26 protein-coding genes and 2 pseudogenes are annotated in these 25618 nt (G+C 70.2%); 18 read left to right on the forward strand and 10 right to left on the reverse strand.

What is annotated here, in order from left to right; genetic code table 11:
* Positions 1-18: 18 nt before the first annotated feature.
* The 4 genes from AB5L52_RS25955 to AB5L52_RS25970 all read left to right on the forward strand — a co-directional run bounded on the left by AB5L52_RS25955 (position 19) and on the right by AB5L52_RS25970 (position 3761).
* On the forward strand, positions 19-1563 hold the full coding sequence (locus AB5L52_RS25955; RefSeq protein ID WP_369366501.1) for a flavin-containing monooxygenase: 1545 nt from the start codon (positions 19-21) through the stop codon (positions 1561-1563).
* Positions 1560-2495, forward strand: coding sequence for an alpha/beta fold hydrolase (locus AB5L52_RS25960; protein WP_369366503.1), 936 nt, complete (start codon positions 1560-1562; stop codon positions 2493-2495). Before AB5L52_RS25955 ends, AB5L52_RS25960 begins: the two co-directional genes overlap by 4 nt.
* On the forward strand, positions 2492-3376 hold the full coding sequence (locus AB5L52_RS25965) for an SDR family oxidoreductase (protein ID WP_351027371.1): 885 nt from the start codon (positions 2492-2494) through the stop codon (positions 3374-3376). The genes AB5L52_RS25960 and AB5L52_RS25965 overlap by 4 nt, the downstream gene beginning before the upstream one ends.
* A gap of 115 nt (positions 3377-3491) precedes the next feature.
* Positions 3492-3761: a hypothetical protein gene (locus tag AB5L52_RS25970; protein ID WP_369366505.1), complete on the forward strand. Its 270-nt coding sequence runs from the start codon at positions 3492-3494 to the stop codon at positions 3759-3761.
* An 86-nt stretch (positions 3762-3847) separates the two neighbouring features.
* On the opposite strand, the gene AB5L52_RS25975 is transcribed toward AB5L52_RS25970, so the two are convergent.
* The gene (locus AB5L52_RS25975) at positions 3848-7279 is read right to left on the reverse strand and encodes a S41 family peptidase (protein ID WP_369366506.1); all 3432 of its coding nucleotides are present in this window, start codon (positions 7277-7279) and stop codon (positions 3848-3850) included.
* 156 nt (positions 7280-7435) lie between these two features.
* Between AB5L52_RS25975 and AB5L52_RS25980 the strand changes: the two genes are divergently transcribed.
* The 4 genes and pseudogenes from AB5L52_RS25980 (at position 7436) to AB5L52_RS25995 (ending at position 11274) form a co-directional block, all read left to right on the forward strand.
* On the forward strand, positions 7436-8083 hold the full coding sequence (locus AB5L52_RS25980) for a TetR/AcrR family transcriptional regulator (protein WP_351027376.1): 648 nt from the start codon (positions 7436-7438) through the stop codon (positions 8081-8083).
* Positions 8084-8243: 160 nt separating this feature from the next.
* Positions 8244-10448, forward strand: coding sequence for an MMPL family transporter (locus tag AB5L52_RS25985; RefSeq protein ID WP_369366509.1), 2205 nt, complete (start codon positions 8244-8246; stop codon positions 10446-10448).
* Positions 10449-10661: 213 nt separating this feature from the next.
* Positions 10662-11095 (forward strand): annotated as a pseudogene (locus tag AB5L52_RS25990) (Scr1 family TA system antitoxin-like transcriptional regulator).
* On the forward strand, positions 11092-11274 hold the full coding sequence (locus AB5L52_RS25995; protein WP_369366511.1) for a DUF397 domain-containing protein: 183 nt from the start codon (positions 11092-11094) through the stop codon (positions 11272-11274). The pseudogene AB5L52_RS25990 and the gene AB5L52_RS25995 overlap by 4 nt, the downstream one beginning before the upstream one ends.
* Here the strand turns inward: AB5L52_RS25995 and AB5L52_RS26000 are convergent.
* Complete coding sequence (locus AB5L52_RS26000) at positions 11258-12355, reverse strand: PP2C family protein-serine/threonine phosphatase (RefSeq protein WP_369366513.1); 1098 nt, start codon at positions 12353-12355, stop codon at positions 11258-11260. The genes AB5L52_RS25995 and AB5L52_RS26000 overlap by 17 nt on opposite strands.
* A gap of 220 nt (positions 12356-12575) precedes the next feature.
* Between AB5L52_RS26000 and AB5L52_RS26005 the strand changes: the two genes are divergently transcribed.
* Genes AB5L52_RS26005 through AB5L52_RS26015 form a run of 3 tightly spaced genes read left to right on the forward strand, consistent with a single transcriptional unit; the run spans position 12576 to position 14712 of the window.
* Positions 12576-13421 carry an EamA family transporter gene (locus tag AB5L52_RS26005; protein WP_369366515.1) on the forward strand — a complete coding sequence of 282 codons (846 nt, stop codon included), beginning with the start codon at positions 12576-12578 and terminating at the stop codon, positions 13419-13421.
* Positions 13422-13464: 43 nt separating this feature from the next.
* Entirely contained in the window at positions 13465-14382 is a 918-nt protein-coding gene (locus AB5L52_RS26010) for an NAD(P)-dependent oxidoreductase (protein WP_369366517.1), read from the forward strand.
* A gap of 54 nt (positions 14383-14436) precedes the next feature.
* On the forward strand, positions 14437-14712 hold the full coding sequence (locus AB5L52_RS26015) for a DUF1876 domain-containing protein (RefSeq protein ID WP_351027389.1): 276 nt from the start codon (positions 14437-14439) through the stop codon (positions 14710-14712).
* A 79-nt stretch (positions 14713-14791) separates the two neighbouring features.
* Here AB5L52_RS26015 and AB5L52_RS26020 read toward each other — a convergent pair whose 3' ends face one another.
* The 4 genes and pseudogenes from AB5L52_RS26020 to AB5L52_RS26035 form a co-directional block, all read right to left on the reverse strand.
* Positions 14792-15970, reverse strand: a complete 1179-nt coding sequence (locus AB5L52_RS26020) for a serine hydrolase domain-containing protein (RefSeq protein ID WP_369366519.1) — start codon at positions 15968-15970, stop codon at positions 14792-14794.
* An 83-nt stretch (positions 15971-16053) separates the two neighbouring features.
* Positions 16054-16500 (reverse strand): organic hydroperoxide resistance protein, encoded by a 447-nt coding sequence (locus tag AB5L52_RS26025; RefSeq protein ID WP_351564333.1) that lies wholly within the window; start codon positions 16498-16500, stop codon positions 16054-16056.
* Between the two features lie 151 nt (positions 16501-16651).
* Positions 16652-17116: a MarR family transcriptional regulator gene (locus AB5L52_RS26030; RefSeq protein WP_351027395.1), complete on the reverse strand. Its 465-nt coding sequence runs from the start codon at positions 17114-17116 to the stop codon at positions 16652-16654.
* A pseudogene (locus AB5L52_RS26035) lies at positions 17113-17196 on the reverse strand (cobalt ABC transporter ATP-binding protein); the annotation flags it as partial. The pseudogene AB5L52_RS26035 and the gene AB5L52_RS26030, both read right to left, overlap by 4 nt.
* A 107-nt stretch (positions 17197-17303) precedes the next feature.
* On the opposite strand from AB5L52_RS26035, the gene AB5L52_RS26040 reads away from it, so the two are divergent.
* A complete protein-coding gene (locus AB5L52_RS26040) occupies positions 17304-17648 on the forward strand; it encodes an SsgA family sporulation/cell division regulator (protein ID WP_351027396.1) in 345 nt (114 codons plus the stop codon).
* Here the strand turns inward: AB5L52_RS26040 and AB5L52_RS26045 are convergent, their stop codons facing one another.
* Together AB5L52_RS26045 and AB5L52_RS26050 are read right to left on the reverse strand one after the other, a co-directional pair.
* Positions 17649-19319, reverse strand: coding sequence for a penicillin-binding transpeptidase domain-containing protein (locus AB5L52_RS26045; protein ID WP_369366522.1), 1671 nt, complete (start codon positions 19317-19319; stop codon positions 17649-17651).
* A gap of 328 nt (positions 19320-19647) precedes the next feature.
* Complete coding sequence (locus tag AB5L52_RS26050; protein ID WP_369366524.1) at positions 19648-20520, reverse strand: GyrI-like domain-containing protein; 873 nt, start codon at positions 20518-20520, stop codon at positions 19648-19650.
* A gap of 284 nt (positions 20521-20804) precedes the next feature.
* On the opposite strand from AB5L52_RS26050, the gene AB5L52_RS26055 reads away from it, so the two are divergent.
* Complete coding sequence (locus AB5L52_RS26055; RefSeq protein WP_369366526.1) at positions 20805-20939, forward strand: hypothetical protein; 135 nt, start codon at positions 20805-20807, stop codon at positions 20937-20939.
* On the opposite strand, the gene AB5L52_RS26060 is transcribed toward AB5L52_RS26055, so the two are convergent.
* Complete coding sequence (locus AB5L52_RS26060; RefSeq protein ID WP_369366528.1) at positions 20933-21058, reverse strand: hypothetical protein; 126 nt, start codon at positions 21056-21058, stop codon at positions 20933-20935. The two genes, AB5L52_RS26055 and AB5L52_RS26060, sit on opposite strands and share 7 nt — an antisense overlap.
* Positions 21059-21096: 38 nt before the next feature.
* On the opposite strand from AB5L52_RS26060, the gene AB5L52_RS26065 reads away from it, so the two are divergent.
* The 5 genes from AB5L52_RS26065 (at position 21097) to AB5L52_RS26085 (ending at position 23680) form a co-directional block, all read left to right on the forward strand.
* Positions 21097-21303 (forward strand): hypothetical protein, encoded by a 207-nt coding sequence (locus AB5L52_RS26065; protein WP_369366529.1) that lies wholly within the window; start codon positions 21097-21099, stop codon positions 21301-21303.
* A gap of 6 nt (positions 21304-21309) precedes the next feature.
* Complete coding sequence (locus tag AB5L52_RS26070; protein ID WP_369366531.1) at positions 21310-21795, forward strand: hypothetical protein; 486 nt, start codon at positions 21310-21312, stop codon at positions 21793-21795.
* A 41-nt stretch (positions 21796-21836) separates the two neighbouring features.
* Entirely contained in the window at positions 21837-22571 is a 735-nt protein-coding gene (locus AB5L52_RS26075; RefSeq protein WP_369366533.1) for a hypothetical protein, read from the forward strand.
* A 198-nt stretch (positions 22572-22769) separates the two neighbouring features.
* Positions 22770-22997 carry a hypothetical protein gene (locus tag AB5L52_RS26080; protein ID WP_369366535.1) on the forward strand — a complete coding sequence of 76 codons (228 nt, stop codon included), beginning with the start codon at positions 22770-22772 and terminating at the stop codon, positions 22995-22997.
* Entirely contained in the window at positions 22994-23680 is a 687-nt protein-coding gene (locus tag AB5L52_RS26085; RefSeq protein ID WP_369366537.1) for a peptidase inhibitor family I36 protein, read from the forward strand. The genes AB5L52_RS26080 and AB5L52_RS26085 overlap by 4 nt, the downstream gene beginning before the upstream one ends.
* A 188-nt stretch (positions 23681-23868) precedes the next feature.
* On the opposite strand, the gene AB5L52_RS26090 is transcribed toward AB5L52_RS26085, so the two are convergent.
* Complete coding sequence (locus AB5L52_RS26090) at positions 23869-25617, reverse strand: phospholipid carrier-dependent glycosyltransferase (protein ID WP_351027408.1); 1749 nt, start codon at positions 25615-25617, stop codon at positions 23869-23871.
* Position 25618 lies beyond the last annotated feature (1 nt).

The following is a 25618-nucleotide window of genomic DNA, read 5'->3' on the forward strand; positions in this document are numbered from 1 at the left end:
ATGCGTGGAGGCTTCGGGATGGCCGAGCACGAGCATGTACGGGTGGCGGTGATCGGGTCCGGGTTCGGCGGTCTGGGGGCCGCGGTGCGGCTGCGCCGCGAAGGGATCACCGACTTCGTCGTCCTGGAACGGGCGGACAGCGTCGGCGGCACCTGGCGGGACAACAGTTATCCCGGGTGCGCCTGTGACGTGCCCTCCCATCTCTACTCCTTCTCCTTCGCGCCCAACCCCGACTGGCCGCGCACGTTCTCCGGGCAGCGGCACATCCGCGCCTACCTGGAGCACATCACCGACCTCTTCGGACTGCGTCGGCACATCCGTTTCGACTCCGAGGTCAAGCTGATGACCTGGGACGCGGAGAACCTGCGGTGGAACATCGAGACCACGCGCGGGTCGCTCTCCGCCGACGTGGTCGTCTCCGCGACCGGGCCGCTGTCCGACCCGAAGATCCCCGAGATCCCGGGCCTGGAGTCCTTCCCGGGCAAGGTGTTCCACTCCGCCCGCTGGGACCACGACTACGACCTGCGCGGCAAGCGCGTCGCCATGGTCGGCACCGGCGCGTCCGCCATCCAGATCGTGCCCGCGATCCAGCGCGAGGTGGGCCGGCTCACCCTCTTCCAGCGCACCCCGCCGTGGGTGATGCCCCGCGTCGACCGCGCCATCAGCGGCGCCGAGCGCTGGGTGCACCGGTCGCTGCCGTTCACCACCCGGCTGAGGCGGGGCCTGCTGTGGGGCATCCGCGAGCTGCAGGTGCAGGCGTTCACCAAGCACCCCGACGAACTCGGACTCGTCGAGCAACTCGCCAAGCGCAACATGGCCCGCGCCATCAAGGACCCGGCCCTGCGCGCCAAGCTCACCCCCGACTACCGCATCGGCTGCAAGCGGATCCTGCTGTCCAGCGAGTACTACCCGGCGCTGGCCCGGCCGAATGTGGACGTCGTCGCCGGCGGGCTCAGTGAGATCCGCGGCTCGACCGTCGTCGCGGCCGACGGCACCGAGGCCGAGGTCGACGCGATCATCTTCGGTACGGGCTTCCACGTCACGGACATGCCGATCGCCGAGCGGGTGATCGGGGCGGAGGGCATCACCCTCGCCGATTCCTGGAAGAACGGCATGCGGGCGCTGCGCGGCGCCGCGGCCGCCGGGTTCCCGAACTGGATGACCATCATCGGGCCCAACACCGGCCTCGGGAACTCCTCCATGATCCTCATGATCGAGTCCCAGCTGAACTACATGGCCGACTACCTGCGGCAACTGGACGTCCTGGGCAGCCGTACGGCCCTCGATGCCCAGCCCGCGGCCGTCGAGGACTGGAACCGCAAGGTCCAGGAGCGCATGAAGCGCACCGTGTGGAACACCGGCGGCTGCACCAGCTGGTACCTGGACGCGAGCGGCCGCAACACCACCATCTGGCCCGGTACGACGTCCGAGTTCCGGCGCGCGACCCGGCGGGTGGATCTGGGGGAGTACACGGTCATCCGCAAGGCCGACAGCAAGCCGGCCGATACGGCCGTGCAGCAGAAGACGGTGGCCGCCGCTGCGCAGAGCGAGGGCGCCGCATGAGCCGTCCCGCCTCCGTGGCCTCCGGACCGTACGCCCCGCCCGCCCCCGCCCGCGAACTCACCGTCGTCTCCGCCGACGGCGCGCGGCTGCATGTCGAGGTGCACGGGCCCGAGAACGCGCCCCCCGTCGTCCTCTCCCACGGCTGGACCTGCTCGACCGCCTTCTGGGCCGCACAGATACGGGACCTGGCCACCGATCACCGCGTGATCGCATACGACCAGAGGGGGCACGGGCGCAGTCCCGCGAGCTCCGCGTGCACCACCCACGCGCTGGCGGACGACCTCGAAGCGGTCCTCGCGCAGACACTCTCACCCGGACAGAAGGCGCTGATCGTCGGCCACTCCATGGGCGGGATGACGGTCATGGCCGCGGCCACCCGCCCCCGCTTCCGTGAACACGCCGCCGCCGTTCTGCTGTGCAGCACCGGCAGCTCGCGGCTGGTCGCGGAGGCGCTCGTGGTGCCGTTGCGCGCGGGGCGCGTGCGCACCTGGATCACCGGGCGCGTTCTTGGTTCGCGTGCTCCGCTCGGGCCGGTCACGCCGGTCGCGAAGAGCATCCTCAAGTACGCCACCATGGGTGCCGGTTCCGCCCCGCACATGGTGGCGGCGTGCGCGCGGATCGTGCACGCCTGTCCGCGCGCCGTGCGCCATGCCTGGGCCAACGTGCTCGAAGGGCTCGATCTCGACCACGGCGTACGGGAGTTGCACGCGCCCACCGCGATCGTGCACGGCTCGTCCGACCGGCTCACGCCCCCCGTACACGCCCGCGCGCTGGTCGCCGCGCTGCCGCACTGCGTCGGCCTCACCGAGCTGACCGGCGTCGGCCACATGACCCCGATCGAGGCCCCCGACCTGGTGACCGCCAGGATCCGGGAACTCGTCACCACGTATGTCACGGGGGCCACCCCCGCGCAGATCAAGGAGGGCGCATGAGCAGGGTCAGCCTCGAAGGGCAGGTCGCGGTCGTCACCGGAGCGGCGCGCGGTGTCGGTGAGCTGCTGGCGCGCAAGCTCTCCGCGCGCGGCGCGAAGGTCGCGCTGGTCGGGCTGGAGGAGGAGGCGCTCAAGGAGGTCTCCTCGCGTCTGCACAGCGACAGCGCCTACTGGTACGCCGATGTCACGGACCACGAGACGATGAGCCGGGTCGCGCAGGAGGTGAAGGCGCGGTTCGGGAAGGTCGACATCGTGGTGGCCAACGCCGGTGTGGCGACGGGCGGGCCGTTCGCCGACTCCGATCCGCAGGCCTGGCGGCGGGTGATCGAGGTGAACCTGATCGGTTCGGCGGTGACCGCGCGGGCGTTCCTGCCGGTGCTGGCGGAGAGCCGGGGCTATCTGCTCCAGATCGCCTCGCTCGCCGCGATCACCCCGGCGCCGATGATGACGGCGTACTGCGCGTCCAAGTCGGGCGTGGAGGCGTACGCGCACTGTCTGCGCGCCGAGGTCGGCTACCAGGGCGTGCGCGTCGGCGTCGGCTACCTGTCCTGGACCGACACCGACATGGTGCGCGGCGCCGACCAGGACGACGTGATGCGCGAGCTGCGGCAGCGGCTGCCGTGGCCGTCCAACAAGACGTACCCGCTGGGACCGGCGGTGGACCGGCTGGTCGCCGGGATCGAGCGGCGCTCGGCGCATGTGTACGGACAGTGGTGGCTGCGCGGTATGCAGGGCGTGCGCGGTTATCTGCCGGGGCTCATCGGGACGGTCGGGCAGCGCGAGATGAAGCGGTTCGCGCCCCGGCTGCAGGGGATGCGTTCGGGGCTCGTGGGCGCGGGTGGTGCGGCCGACGAAGCGGCGCGGGCTACGCGCCGTAACTGATCCACATGCGCTCCCTGGTCGCCCGTGTGAATCTGGTCGAGGCCCCGCCGGGCCCCGTCGAGGGGGCTTCGCCAAGGGCCACCCCCACCCTCACTCACCACGGGAGTGAACCCACATGGGTATGAAGGACCAGTTCAAGGACCAGGCCAAAGAGGCGCAGCAGAAGGGCAAGGACAAGCCGGGCCAGGCGCGTGAGCGGGCCGGCCAGCGTGGCCAGCAGCCCCAGCAGCCCCAGCAGCCCCAGCGTGGCCAGCAGCCTCAGCGGGGCCAGCAGCCCCAGCGTGGTCAGCAGCCTCAGCGTGGTCAGAAGCACGAGAACATGCGCGACATCGAGGACACGGACCGGGAGATGCAAGACCGTTTCAACCGGGACTACGACGCGTAGTCGCTGCGCTCGGCTTTGGCCGGTCGGTGTGGGGCGCCCTTCCTTGTGGAGGGCGCCCCACGTTTTTTGTTTGTTCGGGGTGGTGCCTACTCCTCCCCCCGCTTCTCCCGAGGCGGAAGCTCCGGGCGGGATCGGTTGGGGGCGTCGGTGTAGTCGGGGGGGATGGCGGCGGGGATGGATTCCAGGAGGTCCAGGGCCAGTTGGATCGCGTCGTCCATCTGGGCGTGCCGGCCCTCCGCCCAGTCCAGGGGGGTGCGCATGATCTCCAGGTCGGGGGTGACGCCGTGGTTCTCCACGGACCAGCCGTAGGCGTCGAACCAGGCGGCGTTCATCGGCACCGTGATGACCGTGCCGTCGCCCAGCCGGTGGCGGCCGGTCATGCCGACCACACCGCCCCAGGTGCGCTGCCCGACCACCGGCCCGAGTTTCAGCAGCTTGAACGCGGCCGTGATCATGTCGCCGTCGGACGACGTCGCCTCGTCGGCCAGGGCCACGATCGGGCCCCTCGGCGCGTTCGAGGTGTACGACACCGGCTGGGCGTCCCGCGTCAGATCCCAGCCCAGGATCGTCCGGGTCAGCTTCTCGATGACGAGTTCGCTGATGTGCCCGCCCGCGTTGCCGCGCACGTCCACGATCAGGGCGGGCCGGGACACCTCCATGCGCAGGTCGCGGTTGAACTGGGCCCAGCCCGAGCCGCCCATGTCGGGGATGTGCAGATAGCCGCACTTGCCGCCGCTCAACTCCCGTACGACCTCGCGGCGTTTGGCGACCCAGTCCTGGTAGCGCAGCGGACGCTCGTCGATGAGCGGGACGACGGCGACCCGGCGGGCCCGGCCCGACTCCCCGTCCGCCGGGACGAACGTCAGCTCCACGGTCGTACCCCCGGAACCGGCGAGGAGCGGGAACGGACCGGTCAGCGGATCGACCGGGCGGCCGTCGACGTGGGTGAGGGCGGCGCCCTCGCGGATGCCCGTGCCGGCCAGCGGTGAGCGGGCCTTGGAGTCGGAGGAGTCGCCGGGCAGGATGCGTTTGACGATCCAGTGCTCGTCCCGGCGTACGAGGTTGGCGCCGAGCAGGCCCTGCCAGCGCTGGTAGTGGGGCGGGCCCTCGTTGCGGCGGGCGGCGGTGACGTAGGCGTGCGAGGTGCCCAGTTCGCCGAGTACCTCGCGCAGCAGATCCGCGAACTCGTCGGGGGAGGCGACCCGTTCGACGAGCGGGCGGTACTGGTCGAGCACCGCGTCCCAGTCGATGCCGCACATGCCGGGGTCCCAGAAGTAGGCGCGGATGATCCGTCCCGCCTCGTCGTAGGCCTGGCGCCATTCGGCGGGCGGGTCGACCTCGTGCAGGATGCGGCGCAGGTCGATCCAGACCGTCGTGTCCGCGTCGCCGGACTCCGTGGAGGGCACCGCGCGCAGGTCGCCCTCGTCCACGACGACCAGCCGGGTGCCGTCGCCGCTGACCGCGAACCAGTCCAGGTGGTCGACCAGTTCGGCCTTCTTCGCCTTGGTGATGTTGAAGTACTCCAGAGTGGGACGACCGCTGATGTCGGCCGGGTTGACGAAGGTCTCGCCGAGCGCGCCGGAGATCGGCCAGCGCAGCCAGACCAGTCCGCCGCCCGCGACCGGGCACAGCGCGGAGTACTTCGAGGCGATCACGGGGAACGGCGTGACCCGGTTCGCCAGGCCCTCCACCTCCACCGTCACCGTGCCGGCCTCGCCCGTCTCCTCGTCCTCGACCGGGTCCAGCCCGCCGGCCGCCGGACGGCCCTCGGGGTTGAGGGCGAAGGGGGAGGGGGTCACCGAGTTCAGCGGGACGAGGTACGGGCGGCAGCCGAGCGGGAAGGACAGGTCGCCGGTGTGGACGTCGTACACCGGGTCGAAGCCGCGCCAGGAGAGGAAGGCAAGATACCGGCCGTCGCGGGTGAAGACCGGCTTCTCGTCCTCGAAGCGGCCGTTGGTCACGTCCACGATCAGCCGGTCCTTTATCCGGGCCAGTTTGATCTTGCGCAGGGAACGGCCGATGCCCGGATGGGACCAGGTGAGCCACGCCCCGTCCGGGGAGAAGGCGAGGTCGCGGACGGGGCCGTTGACGGACCGGATCAGCTCGGTGACGTGGCCTCCGGCGGCTTCCGCGGGTCCGGCGCCCGGCCCGTCGGCTACGGCCGCGGCGCTCGCGCCCTGTCCGCCCGCGCCTGCCGTGGCTCCCGTGTCCTGTTCGCCGGTATCCGCCGCGGCTGCGGTGGCCTCGTCGCTGCGCGCGGCGTCCCCATCCTCCCCAGCCTCTCCCTCCGACGCATCGAGCACATCGATCAGCAGCAACCGCCCGTCGTGCGAGGCGACCGCGAGTCGTTCGCCCTCCGGATCGGAGGCCATCTCCAGGACGCGGCCCAGTGCGCCGGAGGCGAGCCGGCGGGGCGTGCGGTCGCCCGTCGCGCGGGGCAGCTGGGCGATCTCCACGGCGTCCGCGCCCTCGGCGTCCGTCACATAGGCCACCTGACCGGTCGTGCCCAGCATCTCCGGCAGCCGTACCCGCACGCCGGGCGTGTCGGAGATCGTCCGGGCGGGGCCGTCGCGGTGGGTGAGCCAGTACAGGCTGCCGCGTACGACGACGGCGCTGGCCCGGCCGGTCTCGTCCACGGAGATGCCGTCGACGTTCTGCGCGGCCGGCACCTGGTACCGGCGGCGCCCGGTGGCCGGCCCGGCGAGGCGGACGTCCAGCTTGCGCGGTACGGCATCCGGGGCGAAGTCGTCCACCAGCCACAGGTCGCCCGCGCACTGGTAGACCACCCGGGTGCCGTCGCTGGAGGCGTGCCGGGCGTAGAAGGCGTCGTGGTCGGTGTGACGGCGCAGGTCGGTGCCGTCATGGGCGCAGGAGTAGAGGTTGGCGACGCCCTCGTGGTCGGAGAGGAAGGCGATCCGGCCGGCGACGAACATGGGGCAGGCCAGATGGCCGCCGATGTCGGGCACGAGCTGCCGCCCGTGCAGCCAGAGCCGGCCCATGGCGCCGCCGCGGTAGCGCTTCCAGGAGGCCGGTTCGTGCGGCGGGGTGCCGGTGAGCAGGAGGGTCTTGTGCTCGCCGGCGACGTCGGCGACCTGGATGTCGGCGACCGGGCCCCAGGGCAGCCGCCCGCCGGGGTCGCCGTCGGTGGGGACCTTGTAGGCCCAGGTGAAGTAGGAGAAGGGCTGGCTGTGCGAGGCCACCGCCAGGATGCGGCACCTTCCGTCCTCTTCCGGGGGCGTCCAGCCGCAGACCTGGGTGTCGGCGCTGCCCCAGTACGTCAGCTGCCGCGTCGGTCCGCCGTCGACGCCGACCAGGTGGATCTCGGGCACGAGACTGCGCCAGGTCGTGTACGCGATCTGGCGGCCGTCGGGCGAGAAACGCGGGTGCCCGGTCTTCGTACGGTCCGCCGTGAGCCGCCAGGCCCGGCCCGGGGCGTCGAGAGGGGCCAGCCAGAGGTCGTCCTCGGCCACGAAGCACAGCAGATCGCCGCTCAGGTGGGGAAGGCGCAGATAGCTCACCTCCCCATGCTTTTCCGCCCGCTGGGACCCAGCAACTTATGCGCCCCTCACGTTCGTGACCCAAAGCACGTACGAAACGGTTTCGTTTCGCACGCTCTCAGGGTATGTTCATGGTGGTACGAAACCGGAAGGCGACGGAGTGGGAAGGTGAGTGGCATGACCGAGGCGTCGGTCAGCGGCGCGGCGTCGGCCGCTCCGGTGGAGCCGGTGCTTGCACCGGGGCGCCGCAGCCGGATCACGCCCGAGCGTGAGGCCGAGTTGTACGAGGCCGTGCTCGACCTGCTCCGGGAGGTCGGCTACGACGCCCTCACCATGGACGCCGTGGCCGCGCGCACCAAGTCCAGCAAGGCCACGCTCTACCGCCAGTGGGGCGGCAAGGCCGAGCTGGTGGCGAAGGCGGTGCGGCACAGCAAGCCGGGCGGCTCCGCCGACGAGGTCGACACCGGATCGCTCAGGAGCGATCTGCACGCCCTCACCCTGCGTTCCGACGACTGCGAGATGGAGCAGAACTCCGCGCTGATGCGGGGTCTGGCGATGGCCATGCACGGCAACCCGGACCTTCTGCGCGCGTTCAAGGACCATCTCATCGAGCCGGAGATGGCGGCGTTCCGCCGGGTGCTGCAACGGGCGATCGACCGGGGCGAGGTCCGCGCGGACAACCCGGCGATCGACTACGTGATGCACATGATGATCGGCGGGTTCGCCGCCCGCACGCTCATCGACGAGCAGCCGCCGACGCAGGCCTTCCTTCTGTCGTACATCGACGCCGTGGTCCTCCCCGCCCTCGGCGCTCCCACCACCTGATCACCACCTGATCACCACCCGATCACCAACCGATCATCCTGATCACCCTGATCACCTTCTGATCCCCGAGTAAGCCCACCACCTGACGTCACCGCTCACGTCGTCGGGCTGATCACCCCTGCCCTGATGAACCCCACGACCTGACCGGGAGTACGTCTCCGTGGCCACGATGCTCTACAAACTCGGCCGTCTCGCCTTCCGGCGACGGCACTTCATCGCCCTGATATGGGTCGCGCTGCTCACCCTCGCCGGGGTGGGCGCCGCCTCCGCGCCGGCCGCCGGCAACACCTCCTTCTCGATCCCCGGCACCGAGGCGCAGAAGGCCTTCGACCTGCTGGAACAGCGCTTCCCCGGGATGAGTGCCAACGGTGCCACCGCGCGCGTCGTCTTCAAGGCGCCGGCCGGCGAGAAGATGACCGACCAACTCAACAAGGCGGCCGTCGAGAAGACCGTCAAGGAACTCGGCAGCGGCTCCGAGGTCACCTCCGTCGCCGACCCCTACACCGGGCACGCCGTCAGCAAGAACGGCACGATCGCCTACGCCTCGGTGAAGTACAAGGTCTCCGGCATGCAGCTGAAGGACTCCTCCAGGGACGCCCTGAAGCAGGCCGCACAGCACGCGCGGGACGCCGGACTGACCGTCGAGGTCGGCGGTGACGCGCTGAGCGCGGCCCCGAAGACCGGCTCCAGCGAGGTCATCGGCATCGGTATCGCCGCCGTCGTCCTCGTCATCACCTTCGGCTCGCTGCTCGCGGCCGGATTCCCGCTGCTCACCGCGATCATCGGCGTCGGCATCGGCGTCTCCACGATCACCGCGCTCGCCAGCGCCCTGGACCTCGGCTCCACGACCTCCACCCTCGCGTCCATGATCGGCCTGGCCGTCGGCATCGACTACGCCCTCTTCATCGTCTCCCGCTTCCGCGCCGAACTGGCCGAGGGCCGCGAACGCGAGGAAGCGGCCGGACGGGCCGTCGGTACGGCGGGCTCGGCGGTGGTCTTCGCCGGCCTCACCGTCGTCATCGCCCTGGTCGGCCTGTCGGTCGTCAACATCCCGATGCTCACCAAGATGGGCATCGCGGCGGCGGGCACGGTCGCCATCGCCGTCCTGATCGCGCTGACGCTGATCCCCGCGCTGCTCGGCTACGCGGGCCGCAAGGTCAAGCCGGCCGGCGAGAAGAGCAAGCTGCTCGGCGGCGGCCGTACGCCGAAGAAGCCGGGCCGGCCCAACATGGGCACCCGCTGGGCGAGCTTCGTCGTACGACGCCCGGTCGCCGTCCTGCTGCTCGGCGTGCTCGGCCTCGGCGCGGCGGCGATCCCGGCCACCTCCCTGGAACTGGGCCTGCCCGACGACGGCTCCCAGCCCACCTCCACCACCCAGCGCCGCGCCTACGACCTGCTCTCCGAGGGCTTCGGGCCCGGCTTCAACGGCCCGCTGATGGTCGTGGTCGATGCCAAGGACGCCCACGACCCCAAGGCCGCCTTCACCAAGGTCGGCGACGAGATCAAGGGCCTGAAGGACGTCGTCACGGTCACCCCGGCCATGGCCAACAAGGCCGGCGACACCGCGACGATCACGGTCGTACCCAAGTCCAAGCCGTCCTCGCAGACGACCCAGGACCTGGTGCACACCATCCGTGACAAGGGCGTGGACATCGCGAAGGAGACCGACTCCAAGGTCCTGGTCACCGGTTCGACGGCGATGAACATCGACGTCTCGCAGAAGCTGAACGACGCGCTCCTGCCGTACCTGGCGCTGGTCGTCGGCCTGGCCTTCCTGCTCCTGATCGTGGTCTTCCGCTCGGTCCTCGTCCCGCTGAAGGCGGCCCTCGGCTTCCTGCTCAGCGTGCTCGCGGCCCTCGGCGCCGTGGTCGCGGTCTTCCAGTGGGGCTGGCTGTCGGGCCTGATGAACGTCGAGCAGACCGGCCCGGTCATGTCGATGATGCCGATCTTCATGGTGGGTGTCGTCTTCGGTCTCGCGATGGACTACGAGGTCTTCCTCGTGACCCGGATGCGGGAGGCGTTCGTCCACGGCGAGAAGCCCAACCAGGCCATCGTCACCGGCTTCAAGCACGGCGCACGGGTCGTCACCGCCGCCGCCGTCATCATGATCGCCGTCTTCTCCGGCTTCATCGGCTCCACCGAGGCGATGATCAAGATGATCGGCTTCGGCCTCGCGATCGCCGTCTTCTTCGACGCGTTCATCGTCCGCATGGCCATCGTCCCGGCGGTGCTCGCGCTGCTCGGCAAGCGGGCCTGGTGGCTGCCGAAGTGGCTCGACCGCGCGCTGCCCAACGTGGACGTCGAGGGCGAGGGCCTCCAGAAGAACGCCGATCCGGACGAGGAGAGGGAGCTGGTACGCGCCTGACGCACCGCTTCCGGTAGCGGACCGGCCGGTGAGAGTGCCCGTGGGGACGGGGCTTGCACTCTCACCGGCCTTTTTCTGTCCCGGGTTTGTCCCGGCTGTCTTGGCTGTCTCGGGCGTTGTACGGGTAAAGGTGCGCGTTGGAGGTGCGTGAGCGTGAACGAGGGCGTGGACGAGGCGGGTTGGGACGTCGAACCCGGCGACGAGATCGAGCCGATGGTGCAGGCGGTGGGTCGCCTGCTCAAGGTCTGCCGGGAAGCGGCCGGGGCGGTTGAGCTGATGCAGTACAGCAACCACAACATCCAGGGGTTGCTTCAGACGCCGGAGTACGCGCGGGCACTGTACGAGACGCGCCAGCCCGCGTACTCGCCGGACGACGTGGAGCGGGAGACGGCTGCACGTATGGCACGTAAACCGATCTTCGAGAGGGAGCCCGCCCCGACGCTCAGGTGCTGCGCCGACAGCTCGAACACCTTCTGGAGGTGAGGGAGTTGCGGAATGTTTCGCTTCAGGTCATGCCGACTGACAGGGAGGGCCATGCAGGGATGGATGGCCTGGTCCAGGTGCTGAAGTTCATCGATGGCACGGGGAAGGCTCTCACGCCGGGGGAGTCACTGGCCTTCATCGAGCGAACGCTGGGGAGACTATGAGCACCTCCGAACTTCACTGGTTCAAGAGCAGCTGCAGCGACAGCAGTGCGCCTGGCGACTGCGTCGAAGTCGCCACCACCCCCACCACCATCCACATCCGCGACTCCAAAACCCCCGACACCGCGCAGCTGAAGGTCACCCCGGCCGCCTGGGCCGATTTCCTCATCCGTCTCGGGTGACCGCGAGCAGGGCCAGGTCATCGGTGATGCGGCCGCCGGTGTGGCGGTTCACCTCGGTGAGAAGGGTGTCGAGCAGTGCGTCCGGTCCGGCGAAGTCGCGTCCGGTGAGCCCGGCCGCGGGGTCGTAGAAGTCCCCGGCGCGGTTGCGTGCCTCGTTCAGCCCGTCCGTGTACAGCAGGAGAGTCGCTCCCGGAGGGAAGGGCACCGTGTCGGTCCGGTCCTGGCCGGTGCTCAGCTCCGCCAGTCCCAGAGGGAGGGCCGGTTCGGACGGCTCCGCGCTGCGCACCTGGCCGGCGTGCAGGACCAGGGGCGCCGGATGGCCGCGGTTGACCAGCCGCAGTTCATCGCCGCAGTGCGGGATCTCGACGAGAACGCCGGTGACGAACCCCTCGGTCCGCTCGGGTCCCGTCCGCCGCCCTCTTTCCCGTAGCAGTGCCCGCTCCAGTCTGGCGGTGATCGCGACGAGCGTGGGTTCCTCCTCGGCGGCCTCCCGGAACACCCCCATGGCCACGTCCACCGCATGGACCGCGTCCAGGCCCTTGCCCCGTACGTCCCCGACCAGACAGCGCACGCCGTACGGGGTGTCCTGGGCGCTGTACAGGTCGCCGCCGATCTGCGCGTCCTTCACCGCCGCCTGGTAGCGCACGGCGATCCGCAGGGAGCCCATCGAGGACGGCAGCTGCGGCAGCACGGCGCGCTGGACGGCCAGGGCGATTCTTCGTGCGGACTCCAGACGCAGGTTGCTGTAGTGCATGAGACGGTTGACGACGACGGCGAGGGCCGAGACCGTCGCGACCGCGGCCAGCTCGCTCTGCCCACCGGAATCCCCCAGGAGGCCGAAGTGGACGAGCAGCGCGATGTCGGTGGCGCAGGCACCGATGCCCGCCAGGACCGTCGCGCGAAGCGACAGCAGCGCGGCGGCTGCCATCGGCGCGGCCGTGTAGAAGGCCTCTCCACTGACATGCGGAGCGGTGTTGTAGTCGAAGAGGGCGCCTCCGACGAGCAGGAGGACGGGCAGCAGCCGAAGGTGGCGCACACACCAGCCGCGGACGGTGGTGCGCCTCCCGCTCGCTGCTCTCATGGAGCCGCTCCCCTCACCGTCGCGCCGTACACCACACGCTCAAGCATCCTCAGGCCCCGATTCGCGTGCCAGTCGTGCGGCGGCCGTATGGGTTCGTGGCGTCTCGCGCGGGCGCGGCAACCCAGTCGCGTGCGCTGTACAACGACCGCTACCGTGCCTGCATGATCACGACAGCCGCCACCGGTGCCGAAGAGTCCGGAGCCCGCCCCGAAGGCTCGCTGTGACGCCACTGGTGACCGCCGCGGTCCTGCTCGCCGCGGTCACGCACGCCAGCTGGAACGCCATAGCGCACAAGATCACCGACAAGCTGGTCGGGTTCACGCTGATCTCCGGCGGCGGACTGCTCATCGGGCTCGCGCTGGTGCCGTTCGTGGCGTTTCCGGCGGCAGCGGCCTGGCCGTACCTCCTCGCCTCCGCCGCCGTGCACGTCGCCTACTACGCGCTGCTCATGACCTCGTTCCGGCTGGGCGACTTCGGGCAGGCCTATCCGATCGCGCGCGGGAGCGCACCGCTCGTGGTGACCGTGCTGGCGGCGGTGTTCGCGCACGAGGTGCCCGGGGCGTGGTCGGCGGCCGGCATCGCGGTGTCGTGCCTCGGGCTCGGCGGCGTCAGCCTGTGGGGACTGCGCGGCCACCGGCCCAACTGGGCCGCGATCGGTGCCGCCCTGGCGACCGGGCTGACGATCGCCGCGTACACGGTGCTCGACGGCCTGGGCGTACGCGCCTCCCCGTCGTCGCTGGGCTACATCGCCTGGCTGATGGCCGTTCAGGGAGCCGTCGTCCCGGCGTACATGTACGCGCGCGTGCGGGGCGGGACCGTACGGCTGCTGCGGCCGTATGCCGTCCTCGGTCTCCTCGGCGCCTTCCTCTCCGTCGCCGCCTACGCCCTCGTCCTGTGGGCCCAGACCCGCGCCGCCCTCGCCCCCGTCGCCGCGCTGCGCGAGTCCTCGATCATCGTCGGCGCGGCCATCGGCGCCCTCTTCTTCAAGGAGCGCTTCGGGGCGCCCCGGATCGCGGCGGCGGGACTGCTGGTCGTGGGGATAGGACTGATGCTGTACGCCGGGTAGCAGGATGACGTGGGGCCGTCACGAACCGTACGAGGGAGCCGTCATGACCGACAAACCGACCGTCAGCGTCCTGGGCACCGGCATCATGGGTGCCGCCATGGCCCGCAACCTCGCCCGCGCCGGGCTCGGGGTCCGGGCCTGGAACCGTACCCGCGAGAAGGCCGAACCGCTGGCCGTCGACGGGATCCGGGTCACCGGCACGCCCGCCGAGGCCGTCGAGGGCGCCGATGCCGTACTGACCATGCTCTACGACGGCAACACCGTCCTGGACGTGATGCGCGAGGCCGCACCGGCGCTGCGTCCGGGCACCGTGTGGGCGCAGTGCACCACCGCCGGGATCGAGCTGGTCTCCGACCTGGCCGGCTTCGCCCGCGAGCACGGCCTGGTGTTCTACGACGCCCCGGTCCTCGGCACCCGCCAGCCCGCCGAGGCCGGTCGGCTGACCGTGCTGGCCGCCGGGCCCGAGGACGGCCGGGAGACGGTCACGCCGGTCTTCGACGCCGTCGGCGCCAAGACGGTGTGGACCGGCGAGGACGGGGCCGCGGGCAGCGCCAGCCGGCTGAAGCTGGTGGCCAACAGCTGGGTGCTCGCCGTCACCGCGGCGACCGGTGAGGTGCTGGCCCTCTCGAAGGGCCTCGGCGTCGACCCGCAGGGCTTCTTCGACCTCATCGACGGAGGACCGCTCGACATGGGGTACCTGCGGGCCAAGTCCGCGCTGGTACTCGACGGGAAGCTGACCCCGGCGTCGTTCGCCGTGGCCACCGCCGAGAAGGACGCGCGGCTCATCGTGCAGGCCGCCGAGCAGGGAGGCGTACGGCTCGACGTCGCCGAGGCGGCGGCCGAACGGTTCGCCCGCGCCGCCGCCCAGGGGCACGCCGACGAGGACATGGCGGCGGCCTACTTCGCCAGCTTCGACGAGCGGCCAGGCGAGCGGCAGGGCCGCCGCCAGGCCTCCACGTGACGTTCCGCGCGTCGGGGCGCACCCTGGAAGCAGTGGTTTTCGGAGGTGATCGTCATGATGCACACCGCTGTCGGATGGCATGTCGAGCTGGAGTTCAAGGAGAACGATCAGCACACGGATGCGGCGGCCCTAGTGCGCTTGCCCGACGGCACCGAGGTACGGGCGCACGGCCACGCCACCCGGCACCGCGTCGACGCCAACCAGCCCCGGGTCGGCGAGGAGATAGCCGGCGCACGTGCCCTCAACGAACTGGCCATGCAACTGCTGACCAAGGCCCACGACGAGATCGACGCGGAGTCAGGGCGGACCTCGCACACCATCAACGTGTGAGGTCGCGATCAACGTGTGAGGTCGCGCGGCCGGTGATGTCGCGCGGGGCGCCAAGGCGTGCACTTCGGGGTGCGCGGTGCTACGCGAGCGCTGTGCGGAGCGCCCGTACCAGCGCCTGTGCCCTCGGGTCCGCCGTCACGCTCTTCCGGAAGCCGTTGGTGACATAGCCGAAGGCGATGCCGGTCTCCGGGTCGGCGAAGGCGAGGGCGCCGCCCCGGCCCGGGTGGCCGAAGGAGCCGGGGGAGAGCAGCGGGGACGCGGCGCCGTGCAGCATGTAGCCGAGGCCGAACCGGGTGCCGACGACCAGGACCCGGTCCGGCCCGGCGGACTGCTCGGCGCGGGCCAGCTCCGTCGTCTCCGGGGTGAACAGCCGGGTGCCGCCGTCCACTTCGCCGATGAGCGAGGCGTAGAAGCGGGCCAGCCCGTCGGCGGTGGCGATGCCGTTGGAGGCGGGCAGGGCGGCCGCGCGGTAGGCGGGGTCGTTCTCGTCGGGGAGCGGGGTGATCGCGGCGAACGCGCGCCGGGTCAGCGACTCCGGGTCGGCGTACGCCTCGGCCACCGCGCGCTTGGGGCGCGTCTTCAGGCCGCCCGCCGTCTCTGGCGCCTCGACCGGGCCGACGCGACCCACGCGCGCGTGCTCCGACCCGGGCAGGCCGAGCCACAGGTCCGCGCCGACGGGGCCGGTCATCTCCTGCGCGATCCACTCGCCGACCGGGCGGCCGGTGATCCGCCGGATCAGTTCGCCGGTGAGCCAGCTGTAGGTCTGGGCGTGATAGCCGTGGTCCGCGCCCGGCTCCCACACCGGCGCCTGCGCGGCGACCGCCGCGGCGCCCAGGTCGGGGTCGGCGGCCTCGGCGGGGGTCAGCGGGCGGTCCAGCACGGGCACGCCCGCGCGGTGGGCGAGCAGGTGCCGGACGAGGGTGTGCTCCTTGCCGGCCGCCTTGTACTCCGGCCAGTACGTGCCGACCGGGGCGTCCAGGTCCAGTTCGCCGCGCTGGTGCAGGAGCAGGAGCGCGGCGGCCGCGACGCCCTTGGTCGCGGAGCGCACGATCTGCGCGGTCCCGGGCTCCCACGGGGCCGTACCGGGCGCACCGGCCATGCCGTCGACGTCCTTCGCGCCGGCCCACAGGTCGACGACCTTGTGCCCGTCGCGGTACACGGCGACGGCCGCGCCCCGCTCCCCGAGCAGCGCGAAGTTCGCCGCGAACGCCTCCTCGACCGGCTCGAAGCCCTCGGCCACTGTGCCGTTCACGTCCACGCCCGCCGCCCTTTCTCTCGCTGTCCCATCGCCTGCGACAGTGGGTGGAACACGGGTCGCGTGCCTGGGATTCCTCGGTGGGATCAGCCCAGCAGGATCGTTACATCGATGTTGCCGCGCGTCGCGTTGGAGTACGGGCAGACCTCGTGCGCCGCGTCCACGAGCCGGGCCGCCAGGTCCGCGTCGAGGACCGGCAGGGAGACGCTGAGGGCGACCGCGAGGCCGTAGCCGCGCTGCCGGTTCGGGCCGATGCCGACCTTGGCGGCGACCGTCGAGCTGGTCAGGTCGTAGCCCGCGCGGTTGCCGACCAGGATCAGCGCGTTGTGGAAGCAGGAGCTGTAGCCGGCCGCGAACAGCTGTTCCGGGTTGGTGCCGTTGCCGTCGCCGCCCAGTTCCACGGGCATCGCGACCTTCAGTTCCAGCCGGCCGTCCTGGCTGGTGACGTAGCCGTCGCGGCCGCCGTGCGCGGTGGCTTCGGCGACATACATGATCTTCGTCGGACGGGCGTCGACAGCGGTGTCCTCGGCCATGGCCGGCCTCCCCCGGGAAAAGTGGCGCACAAGTACATCGTGCACAAGGTACTGGCTGGTAGGTCAGCAGGCGGTACCCGGGGGTGGCAACCGCGGGTAACGCGAGATCAGGGCGTGGTACCGAGTGACCGGTGCCGTGGGGCTCGCGCGGTCAGTGCCGGTCGGCCACCGTGTCGGCGCGCTCGGTGAGCTTCCACAACTCCTCGCGCAACCGCGCGACCTCCTGCGCACCGAGGCCCGTAGTCGTGAGCAGCGCGCCGGGCACGCGCGTCGCGCGCTCCCTGAGTTCCTCCCCGCGCCCCGTGCACGCGACGAGCACCGAGCGCTCGTCGCCGGCCGCGCGCTCCCTGCGCACCAGACCCGCCCCCTCCAGCCGCTTCAGCAACGGCGATACGGTCCCGTAGTCCAGACGCAGGGCGCGCGCCAGTTCCTTCACGCTGGTCTCGCCGCGCTCCCACAGCACCAGCAGTACGAGGTACTGCGGGTAAGTGAGGCCGAGGTCGTCCAGCAGGGGACGGTATGCGGCGGTCACGGCGCGCTGTGCGGCGTACAGCGCGAAGCACAGCTGGTCGTCCAGCAGCAGCGACCCCTCGACGGTGCGGTCCTCGTTCGTCACGCGCCCATTGTCACGGACTTCGGATCGAAACCGAACGGCAGCTCCAGCCTGTGCGCTCGCATCGGCTCCTCGTCGCAGAGCGGTGCGCAGGGTGTTCCCGAGGGCGTGAACCGGGAAATGTGCGACATTGGAGAGAAAGCGGAAGCGCAGCTTTCGCATATGTCACTCAGCGTGAAAGGGCGTTCCGATGTCTGTGGTCGAGCAGTACGCGCGCGCCCATATCGTCACGGACGAGGAGGACCCGGGGGCCGTACCGGTGCTGCTTCGGTACGACCCCGACTCCGATCCACGGTCCGTCCGGGTCGACCTGCCCGTGCCCGGCACGCACGAGTGGACCTTCTCGCGCACACTGCTGGAACGAGGACTGCGGGCACCGGCCGAGAGCGGTGCCGTAAGGGTGTGGCCGTGCGGACGCGTCCAGGCGGTCGTGGAGTTCCACTCCGACCACGGTGTCGAGGTGGTGCAGTTCGAGTCGAAGGCGCTGCTCAGATTCCTGCGCCGTACCTACACCGCAGAGCCCGTGCGGGGCTGATCAGCCGCCCGTCTTCAGCAGAGCCGCCACGATCGGTCCGGCCGTGTCGCCGCCGTGCCCGCCCGCCTGCACCACGCCCGCGGCGGCCAGGTCGCCCTTGTAGGCGGTGAACCAGCCGTTCGGCTTCTTCTGCCCGTCCACCTCGGCGGAGCCCGTCTTCGCGCCGTAGTCCCCGGTCATGCCGGCCATCGCCTTGGCCGCGGTGCCGTAGTCCGCGGTGAACCGCAGGACGTCCTTCAGCTCGGACTGCGTCTTGGCGGACATGGTGCGCGCCGCCTTCGCCAGCGTGCGGTTGTCCACCGTGGGGGACACCAGATACGGCTGGTGGAAGACACCCGACTCCACCGTCGCCGCGACCGACGCCATGTTCAGCGGGTTCATCCGCACGCCGCCCTGCCCGATCAGCGAGGCGCCCATCTGCGCGCCGCTCTCAACCGGGATGGAGCCGTCGAACGACGGGACGCCGATGGACCAGTTGTCCATGCCGAGGCCGTAGACCTGCTGGGCCTCCTTGGTCAGGTCGTCGTTCGACAGCTTCGGCGCGAAGTCGATGAAGGCGTTGTTGCAGGACGCGCCGAAGCTCTGCTTGAACGTGCCCTTCTTGATCTCGGAGTCGCCGTCGTTGTGGAACGTCCAGCCGGCCAGCTTGTACGTCTTGGGGCACGGGTGCGACGCGTCCGGGGTGATGAGGTTCTTCTCGAACAGCATCGTCGACGTCACGACCTTCATCGTGGAGCCGGGCGCGAGGGAGCCCTGGAAGGCGACGTTGAAGCCGTGCCCGCTGTTGGCGACGGCGAGGATCTCGCCGGTCGAGGGCCGCACGATGACCACGGACGCCTGTTGCTGCTTGCCGACCTGCTGCTCGGCGGCCGCCTGGAGGGTCGGGTTCAGCGTCGTCTTCACCGTGCCCGGCGTGCCCTTGCTCAGTTCCACGAGGGTCTTGTCGGACAGCTGGGCCTTCTGCGAGGCCTTGCCGCGCACCACGCGCAGCTCGATGCCGGCCTTGCCGCCCGCCGTCTTGCCGTACTTCTCCCGCAGGCTGTCCAACACCGGGCCCAGGGAGGGGTACTTCGCGGCCGTCAGCTCGTCGCCGTCACGGTCCAGCGCCTTGATCGGCGGGGTGCCGGACTCGCCGGTGACGAGCGTGTCGCCGTCCTTCAGATCCGGGTGGACGACGGCGGAGTGCCAGTCGACCAGCGGCTTGCCGTCGCTCGCCCGTCGCACCACGGTGAGCGAACTGCCGTACGCCAGCGGCTTGCTGAGCCTCTTGTACGACACCGTCGCCTTGACGGTGAACGGCACCTTGGCGCCCGCGGGCGTGCCGGGCGTGAGCGTGACGTCCTTCAGACGGGCATCCTTGGCGTAGCCGCCGAGGAGTGTGGTGGCGGCGGAGGCGTCGTCTGTGGCGGCGGCCGCCTCGTCGATCCTGCCCTGCTGCCACGCCGTGAGGAATTGGGTGGAGGCCGTACGGACCTCGGCGGCACTGAGGGGACCGGACTTGACGGCCTTGTGGTCGGCCGAGGCGGACGTGCGCTCGTCGGCCGCCGCGCCGCCGTCGGTCAGTGCGTAGGCACCGAACCCGACGCCGCCGACGAACACGGCGATCATGCCGCCGACCACGGCGGGCCTGGTGGTCTTCCGTCGCTCGGCGACGCGCCTTCTGTTGCCCACAGCCTCAGTTCCTCCGTGCCTTCCCCAGGGTCCCCGTGGCCCACACACTCCTCAACGACGCCACCCACCATAAAGTCCCCACCTACGAGGGTGATGTCTGCGGACGATCCGTAGCAAGCTTGCGACAATCCGCACAGCGTCCACCCGGTGAGTCAACAGTGTCCCGACGCGGTACCGGTGCAAAGCAGCCGGAATGAGATGAAGTCGCCGCCCGCTGCCTCGCCTCTCCACGGTCCTGACCAGGCAGTGGGCGCGGACGGAGCCGTTGCCGCCGGACCGGACGCCGAAGCGGGGCGGACGGTGGCCGCCCCGCCCCTGACCGCGCTGCTCAGACCGTGGTGCGGGTCACCGAGATCCACAATTGCGCGTCGGACTGCGTCGGGTCGTCCTGCGACGGGCGGGTGCGCAGGATCTCCGGCCCCGGACGGTACTCGTACGGGTTGGACGGGATCCACTGGGCGGCCACGTCACCCCACATCTGCTGCAGCGCCTGCGGGAACGGCCCGGTGTTGGCGAACACGGCCCAGGTGCCCGCCGGGCAGTCCAGCACGTCGAGGTCCTCGGGCAACTCGGCGGCCGTGGTCACCACCGCGTGGTAGTAGTCGAGTGCGCTGCCCTCCTCGAAGCCGTCCGACAGGCGCACGGTCGCCGACACCACGCCCTCCGGGTCCTGGTCCGAGAGGCCGACGATCCGCAGCATCGTCTCCGGCGAGATGCTCTGGATGTGCTCGGCGATGTGCGGGTTGATGCCCTGGTAGATCAGCGGGACGCGGGCCTTCTTGCCGACGACCCGGAATGCTTCCTTCTCCACGATGCGGTACCGCATGGTGCTGTTCCCTTCGACAATGAGGCGGAAGGACAGCCGGGGCTGCGAGTTCAGAGCCGCGCCGGTACGCCTGGCCTCGCCGGGACCCACACCGTGCACGGCGCGGAACGCCCGGGCGAAGGCCTCCCCCGAGGTGTAGCCGTACCGGATCGCGATCTCCAGCAACGTCGGTTCCCCGGCCAGCACTTCGGCCCCCGCCACGGTGAGCCGCCGGCGTCGGATGTACTCCGACAGCGGCATCCCCGCCAGCGAGGAGAACAGCCGCCGGAAGTGGTACTCCGACGTGACCGTGATCCGGGCCAGCGCGGTCACCTCGATGGGCTGGTCGAGGTGACCCTCGATGTGCTCCATGGCCTGGTTCAGCCGATCCAGCAACCCCGGCCTCCTTCCCTTTCGAACACCGACGTTAGGAAGGACCAAGCCTGCCGCACCCGACATCTCGTGCCCGCTCCGATCGGGTACGGCACCAGCTGGACGCGGACGGCAGCGAATCCGAGATCGACATCACCGGGAACATCGCCGATATCGAGCGTGCCCAGCCCGCCTTGCGTCAATTGGTTGATCTATGCCTAGTATTTACTCGCACATGGGCGGATCTTGACCCTGTCTGTCGTGCGTACAGGTCAGCCGGCGACCGGGGGGAACGAGGACGCTTACGCATGGCCGATGCGATGGTGCTCAAAGCCCGGCAGTTCGTCAACAAAGTCTATGGTTCCCGCATCGGGATGACCGTCAAGGAAGACGGCAAGACCGGCTGGACCACGATGTACAGCCTCACCAGGGCGCTTCAGTGAGAACTGGGCATCAAGAGCCTGTCGAACAGCTTCGGCCCCACCACGCTGTCCACGCCGGCCTCGAAACACCCGAAGCTGAACGCGTCCACGATGCCGTCGGCGGATTTCTGCAGGATCATCCAGTCCGGCCTCATTCAACGTGGGAACCGTCCCACACATGCACATCTGGGCGGCGGACGGGAAGAAGGGTGATCACGACGAGACCCCGATCCGCCACCCCGCACTCGACTACACCGACGCCGAGACCTGTCAAATCCTCCGCCGCTACCAGGGATTCGGCGACCAGGCCGAGGCCGACGCGAAGTTGCGTGTGCCGCTGTACGCGATCTTCGAGAAGTACAACCGCATCATCCGCGAGTCCTGACCGGCCATGATCACCGCATCCGATCCATGGCAGGGGCACAACTTCCCAGCGCTCTTCGCCATCGCGCTCTGCGGAGCGGCGGCGCTGCTCGCACTCCTCGTCTACCTGTGTTCGCGACTCACACCGCGGAACCTGCGTTCCTGCACTCCGCCGGCTGTCTGGCGGGATGCGTCCCTGCTGACGGCTGCCGCGTCACTCGCGCTCTACCTCTGGGGATGTCTGCACGTCATCTTCATGGACCGCGAGGAGGAAGGCCAGGCGTGCGAGGTGGCTCGCCCTCCGGACGTGCGGCACCTCGTCGGCATGCGAGGCGACTTCGTCCCCCTGCGGCTCGTATGCCGGGCAGCGGACGGCCGCGACTACTCCATCCTCATTCCGCACTACGTCAACCCGACCCTTCTCGTCCTGCTGCTGCTCGGCCTGACCTGCGGAGCCGTCTCCGTCCTGCTGTCCCGGCGAGCGCAGCGCATCGGCCAAGGACTGATCCGTTGAGTCACACCTAACCGACCCGCAGACACGCCCTCACCACGGCGATGGGCGTCACCGCGGCCGCAACCCTCTCCTCCGCCGGCTTCCTGTCCGTCCCGGCCGTGGCCGCATCCCAGCCCGGCCCCGATCCCGTGAAGAACGATGAGCTGAAGGAGGCACTGCGCAGCCTCGAAGCCCGGCGGCGACGACTCCTCACGGGCCGCCCGTCCGCCAACGGGTGGGAGATGGAGAAGGAGACCGACGCCGGCGGATCGATCTGGACCTGTGACGTCGCGGGCACCCCAGGCCCGCTCACCGTGGCGGTCCGCGCTGGTGATGTGGCAACCGTCCTTACCCACGTGATCCGCCGCTTCAACTACGAGATCGACGGACTCGGCACCAAGAACGAAGCCCCGGCACTCCTGGGATGGACTCACCCCGGCGAGGTACGCAACAGTGCTCTTCCGGAGAGCAACCAGGCCTCCGGTACAGCGGTCGTGAGCCGCCCCACCTGGTACACGCCCGGTGCGCAGGGTGGCTTCACCGACGTGCAGAAGGACACGGTCCGGGACATCCTCGCCGAATGCGAAGGCGTTGTCCGCTGGGGTGGTGACGACCGCCGCCCCTACGAGGGGTTGTTCTCCATCGACGTCAAGCCCGGAGATGTCCGGCTGGCGAAGATCGCGGGCAGGATACGTGGCTGGAACGAGACGCCGGGCGAGGGAGCGGGAACCGGCCCGGACCCGTATCAGCCGGCTCGTAAGCGTGCAGTGGACCGGCTTGCCCGCCGGCAGGCTTGACGGGCCGCCGTGATGAAACGAACGCTTCCCTCAGTCGTGTTGGCCGCGCTCATCCTGCTGACGGGGTGCAGTACGGAGCCCTCGGCGAAGAGTAGGAGTCCGCGGCCGTCCGACGGCCCGCCGACCATCAGCGCGTCCCCTGCAGGTGCGGGCCGCGACCTGGCGGCGCGCTACCGAAAGGCCGGCGGAGACGCCGACGTGTACGGGCTCACGCATACGAAGAACCGGGAAGGTGTGCTGGCCCTGACCGTGTGGACCCGCAAAAGGTCCGGCTACGGCGGTGGCATCGACACCTTCGACAAGACGCTGGCGTCCCTCCTGACCAGGGAGGGTGTCAGCCTCGCTCAGGGCTATGTGCTGAACGTGTATGGCCCTGACGGGACCAGACTGCATCACTTCGACACCACCGTGGAGAACAACTCTTGATACGCAGGACCCTTGCCTCCGCCTTCGTGACCGTGGCCTGCGCCGGCGCCGTCCTTGTGGGGACTGTTCCGCCGGCGCTCGCGGCTGAACCCGGCGTGGAGCCTTCGGCCACCGCGAGCCAGGATCCGACGCCGTCGGCAGAGCCGTCGACGGGGCCGGTGCATCCGGTGATCGCCGACTACGACGGGAGGAAGATCAACCTCGCCGAGTCCTGGGAAGGCGCTGACGTCTGCACCGAACTTCCCAACGGGGAGGTTCACTGCCACGACACGACCGAGGAGTCCCTGGCGGACCCAGATCTTCCCGCCAAGGTCCGGCAGGAATCTCTCAAGGCGTCCACGCTCCGGGCTTCTGACCCGCGTGGCAACTGTGCCGCCGACTACTGGTGCCTGTACCAGGACGCCAACTACCGGGGCCGGCGACTCCAGTTCTCCAGCAGTGGCAAGAAGAACCTCGGCGACTACGGGTTCCGTGACAAGCTCAGCTCGGTCTACTACTGGGTGGGCCGCTGGACGATCAACTACGGGTACGCGAAGATCTGGGATTCCCGTTCGGGGCTGCTGCACGACCGGCAGCGGGACCTTCTTCCGCCGCACGGCTGGGCCAATTTCAAGAACATGGCCTACCCCGGCGGTGGCAACTGGAACGACAAGGTCGACGTATTCGAGGTCAAGCGATCCTGACGTGTGGTCCCGCTGCATGCCGTGTTCGGGGGCCGATGCGTACCGCTCGCCTGCCTCCCGCTCTGGGTGTCTCCCTCGCCCGAGATCATAGGTCGACGCTCCGAGGGGAACCGACGATGACCACTGACGACCAACAACGACCATGAGGGTGCGGCAGCCGGCCGCGCCCTCATGGCGTCTGTGCCCAGCTACACCCAGGTGTCCAGCCACATCCGTGACCGCCAGCTGTCGATCGGGATCGCGGTGCCCGTGTAGAGCGGCCAGAAATAGATGAAGTTCCAGGCGATCAGCAGTACCAGTACGCCCGCCGACGAGGCGCCGACCACCCGGCGGGTGTCGGAGGAGCCCGCCGGGCCGACGATCGCACCGATCAGCATCGCCACCGCCAGACACAGGAACGGCAGGAAGACGACCGCGTAGAAGAGGAAGATCGTGCGCTCCTGGTACATGAACCAGGGCAGGTAACCGGCCGCGATCCCGCACGCGATGGCACCGGCGCGCCAGTCGCGGCGGAAGGCCCACCGCCACAGCACGTACAGGATCGCGAGGCAGGCCGCCCACCACAGCAGCGGCGTGCCGATCGCCAGCACCTCACGGGCGCACTTCTGCCCGGCGTCCGAAGGGCAGCCGTCGACACCGGGGTTCGGGGACTCGTAGAAGTACGACACCGGGCGGCCCAGCACGATCCAGCTCCACGGGTTGGACTGGTACGTGTGCGGTTGCGTGAGCCCGATGTGGAACTTGTAGACCTCGTGCTCGTAGTGCCACAGGCTGCGCAGCCAGTCCGGCAGGAAGGCCCAGCTGCCGCCCTTGCCGTCGGTGGCGGCCCAGTTGCGGTAGTAGCCGCCGGTGCCGTCCGCCGGAGAAAGGATCCAGCCGGTCCAGGACGCCAGATAGACGGCGATCGCCACCGGGACCGTCGCGAGGAAGGCGATGCCCGTGTCGTACTTCAGGGCCGCCACGTACGCGTGCCGGGCACCGGCCGTCCTGCGGGTGCCGACGTCCCACAGCACCGTCATCACACAGAACGCGGCCAGGATGTACAGGCCGTTCCACTTCGTGCCGATGGCCAGGCCCAGCATCAGCCCGGCCGCCCAGCGCCAGGGGCGCAGGCCGAAGCGGAACGTGTCGGCCACGCGCGCGTCCGGGCGGACCCGGCCGTCCGGGTCGGCCGGCAGCGCGGCGGCCAGCCGCTCCCGAGCCCGGTCCCGGTCGATGACCAGGCAGCCGAACGCGGCCAGTACGAAGAACATGAGCACGCCGTCGAGCAGTGAGGTCCGGCTCATCACGAAGTGCAGGCCGTCCACCGCCATCAGCGTGCCCGCGAGACAGCCGAGGAACGTCGAGCGGAACATCCGGCGCCCGATCCGGCACAGCAGCAGCACGGACAGCGTGCCGAGCAGCGCGGTCATGAACCGCCAGCCGAACGGGTCGAACCCGAAGACCAGTTCGCCGAGCCCGATGACGTACTTGCCGACCGGCGGATGCACCACGTACGCCGCGTCCGTCGGGATCGTGAGGTGACCGTGTGTCCGCAGCACCAGGTCGTTGGCGTTCTTGTCCCAGTTGACCTCGAAACCGCGGTGGACGAGCGCCCAGGCGTCCTTGGCGTAGTACGTCTCGTCGAATATCACCGCGCGCGGGCTGCCCAGGTTCCAGAACCGCATCAGGCCCGCCATCAGCGTCACCAGCAGCGGACCGCCCCAGCCCGACCAGCGCGTGATCCGCTCGGCGAGGAGCGGCGACACGCCGAGCGCCTGCCACAGCCGGGGGCTCGGCTCGGCATACGGGGGTACCAGCCGGTCGCGTACGTCGCCCGAGGGAGCGTCCTCGGCCGGTACGTAGCCGAATCGGCGCAGCCGCTGCTGCCAAGACGGCCGCTGGTCGTGCGGCGCCTGGCCCTGCCGGAGGTCCATGGAGGACGCGGTACTGGTCACC

It is taken from the genome of Streptomyces sp. CG4 (assembly GCF_041080655.1).
GTDB lineage: Bacteria > Actinomycetota > Actinomycetes > Streptomycetales > Streptomycetaceae > Streptomyces.

Bases quoted from the DNA above. Each gene is read 5' to 3' on its own strand.
- AB5L52_RS26065 (WP_369366529.1), top strand. From the start codon at position 21,097: ATGCACATCTGGGCGGCGGACGGGAAGAAGGGTGATCACGACGAGACC.
- AB5L52_RS26010 (WP_369366517.1), top strand. From the start codon at position 13,465: ATGACCGACAAACCGACCGTCAGCGTCCTGGGCACCGGCATCATGGGT.
- AB5L52_RS26060 (WP_369366528.1), bottom strand. From the start codon at position 21,058: ATGATCCTGCAGAAATCCGCCGACGGCATCGTGGACGCGTTCAGCTTC.
- AB5L52_RS26025 (WP_351564333.1), bottom strand. From the start codon at position 16,500: ATGGCCGAGGACACCGCTGTCGACGCCCGTCCGACGAAGATCATGTAT.
- AB5L52_RS26070 (WP_369366531.1), top strand. From the start codon at position 21,310: ATGATCACCGCATCCGATCCATGGCAGGGGCACAACTTCCCAGCGCTC.
- AB5L52_RS25960 (WP_369366503.1), top strand. From the start codon at position 1,560: ATGAGCCGTCCCGCCTCCGTGGCCTCCGGACCGTACGCCCCGCCCGCC.
- AB5L52_RS26075 (WP_369366533.1), top strand. From the start codon at position 21,837: ATGGGCGTCACCGCGGCCGCAACCCTCTCCTCCGCCGGCTTCCTGTCC.
- AB5L52_RS25955 (WP_369366501.1), top strand. From the start codon at position 19: ATGGCCGAGCACGAGCATGTACGGGTGGCGGTGATCGGGTCCGGGTTC.
- AB5L52_RS25970 (WP_369366505.1), top strand. From the start codon at position 3,492: ATGGGTATGAAGGACCAGTTCAAGGACCAGGCCAAAGAGGCGCAGCAG.
- AB5L52_RS26000 (WP_369366513.1), bottom strand. From the start codon at position 12,355: ATGAGAGCAGCGAGCGGGAGGCGCACCACCGTCCGCGGCTGGTGTGTG.
- AB5L52_RS25995 (WP_369366511.1), top strand. From the start codon at position 11,092: ATGAGCACCTCCGAACTTCACTGGTTCAAGAGCAGCTGCAGCGACAGC.
- AB5L52_RS26040 (WP_351027396.1), top strand. From the start codon at position 17,304: ATGTCTGTGGTCGAGCAGTACGCGCGCGCCCATATCGTCACGGACGAG.
- AB5L52_RS26015 (WP_351027389.1), top strand. From the start codon at position 14,437: ATGATGCACACCGCTGTCGGATGGCATGTCGAGCTGGAGTTCAAGGAG.
- AB5L52_RS25980 (WP_351027376.1), top strand. From the start codon at position 7,436: ATGACCGAGGCGTCGGTCAGCGGCGCGGCGTCGGCCGCTCCGGTGGAG.
- AB5L52_RS26055 (WP_369366526.1), top strand. From the start codon at position 20,805: ATGGCCGATGCGATGGTGCTCAAAGCCCGGCAGTTCGTCAACAAAGTC.
- AB5L52_RS25965 (WP_351027371.1), top strand. From the start codon at position 2,492: ATGAGCAGGGTCAGCCTCGAAGGGCAGGTCGCGGTCGTCACCGGAGCG.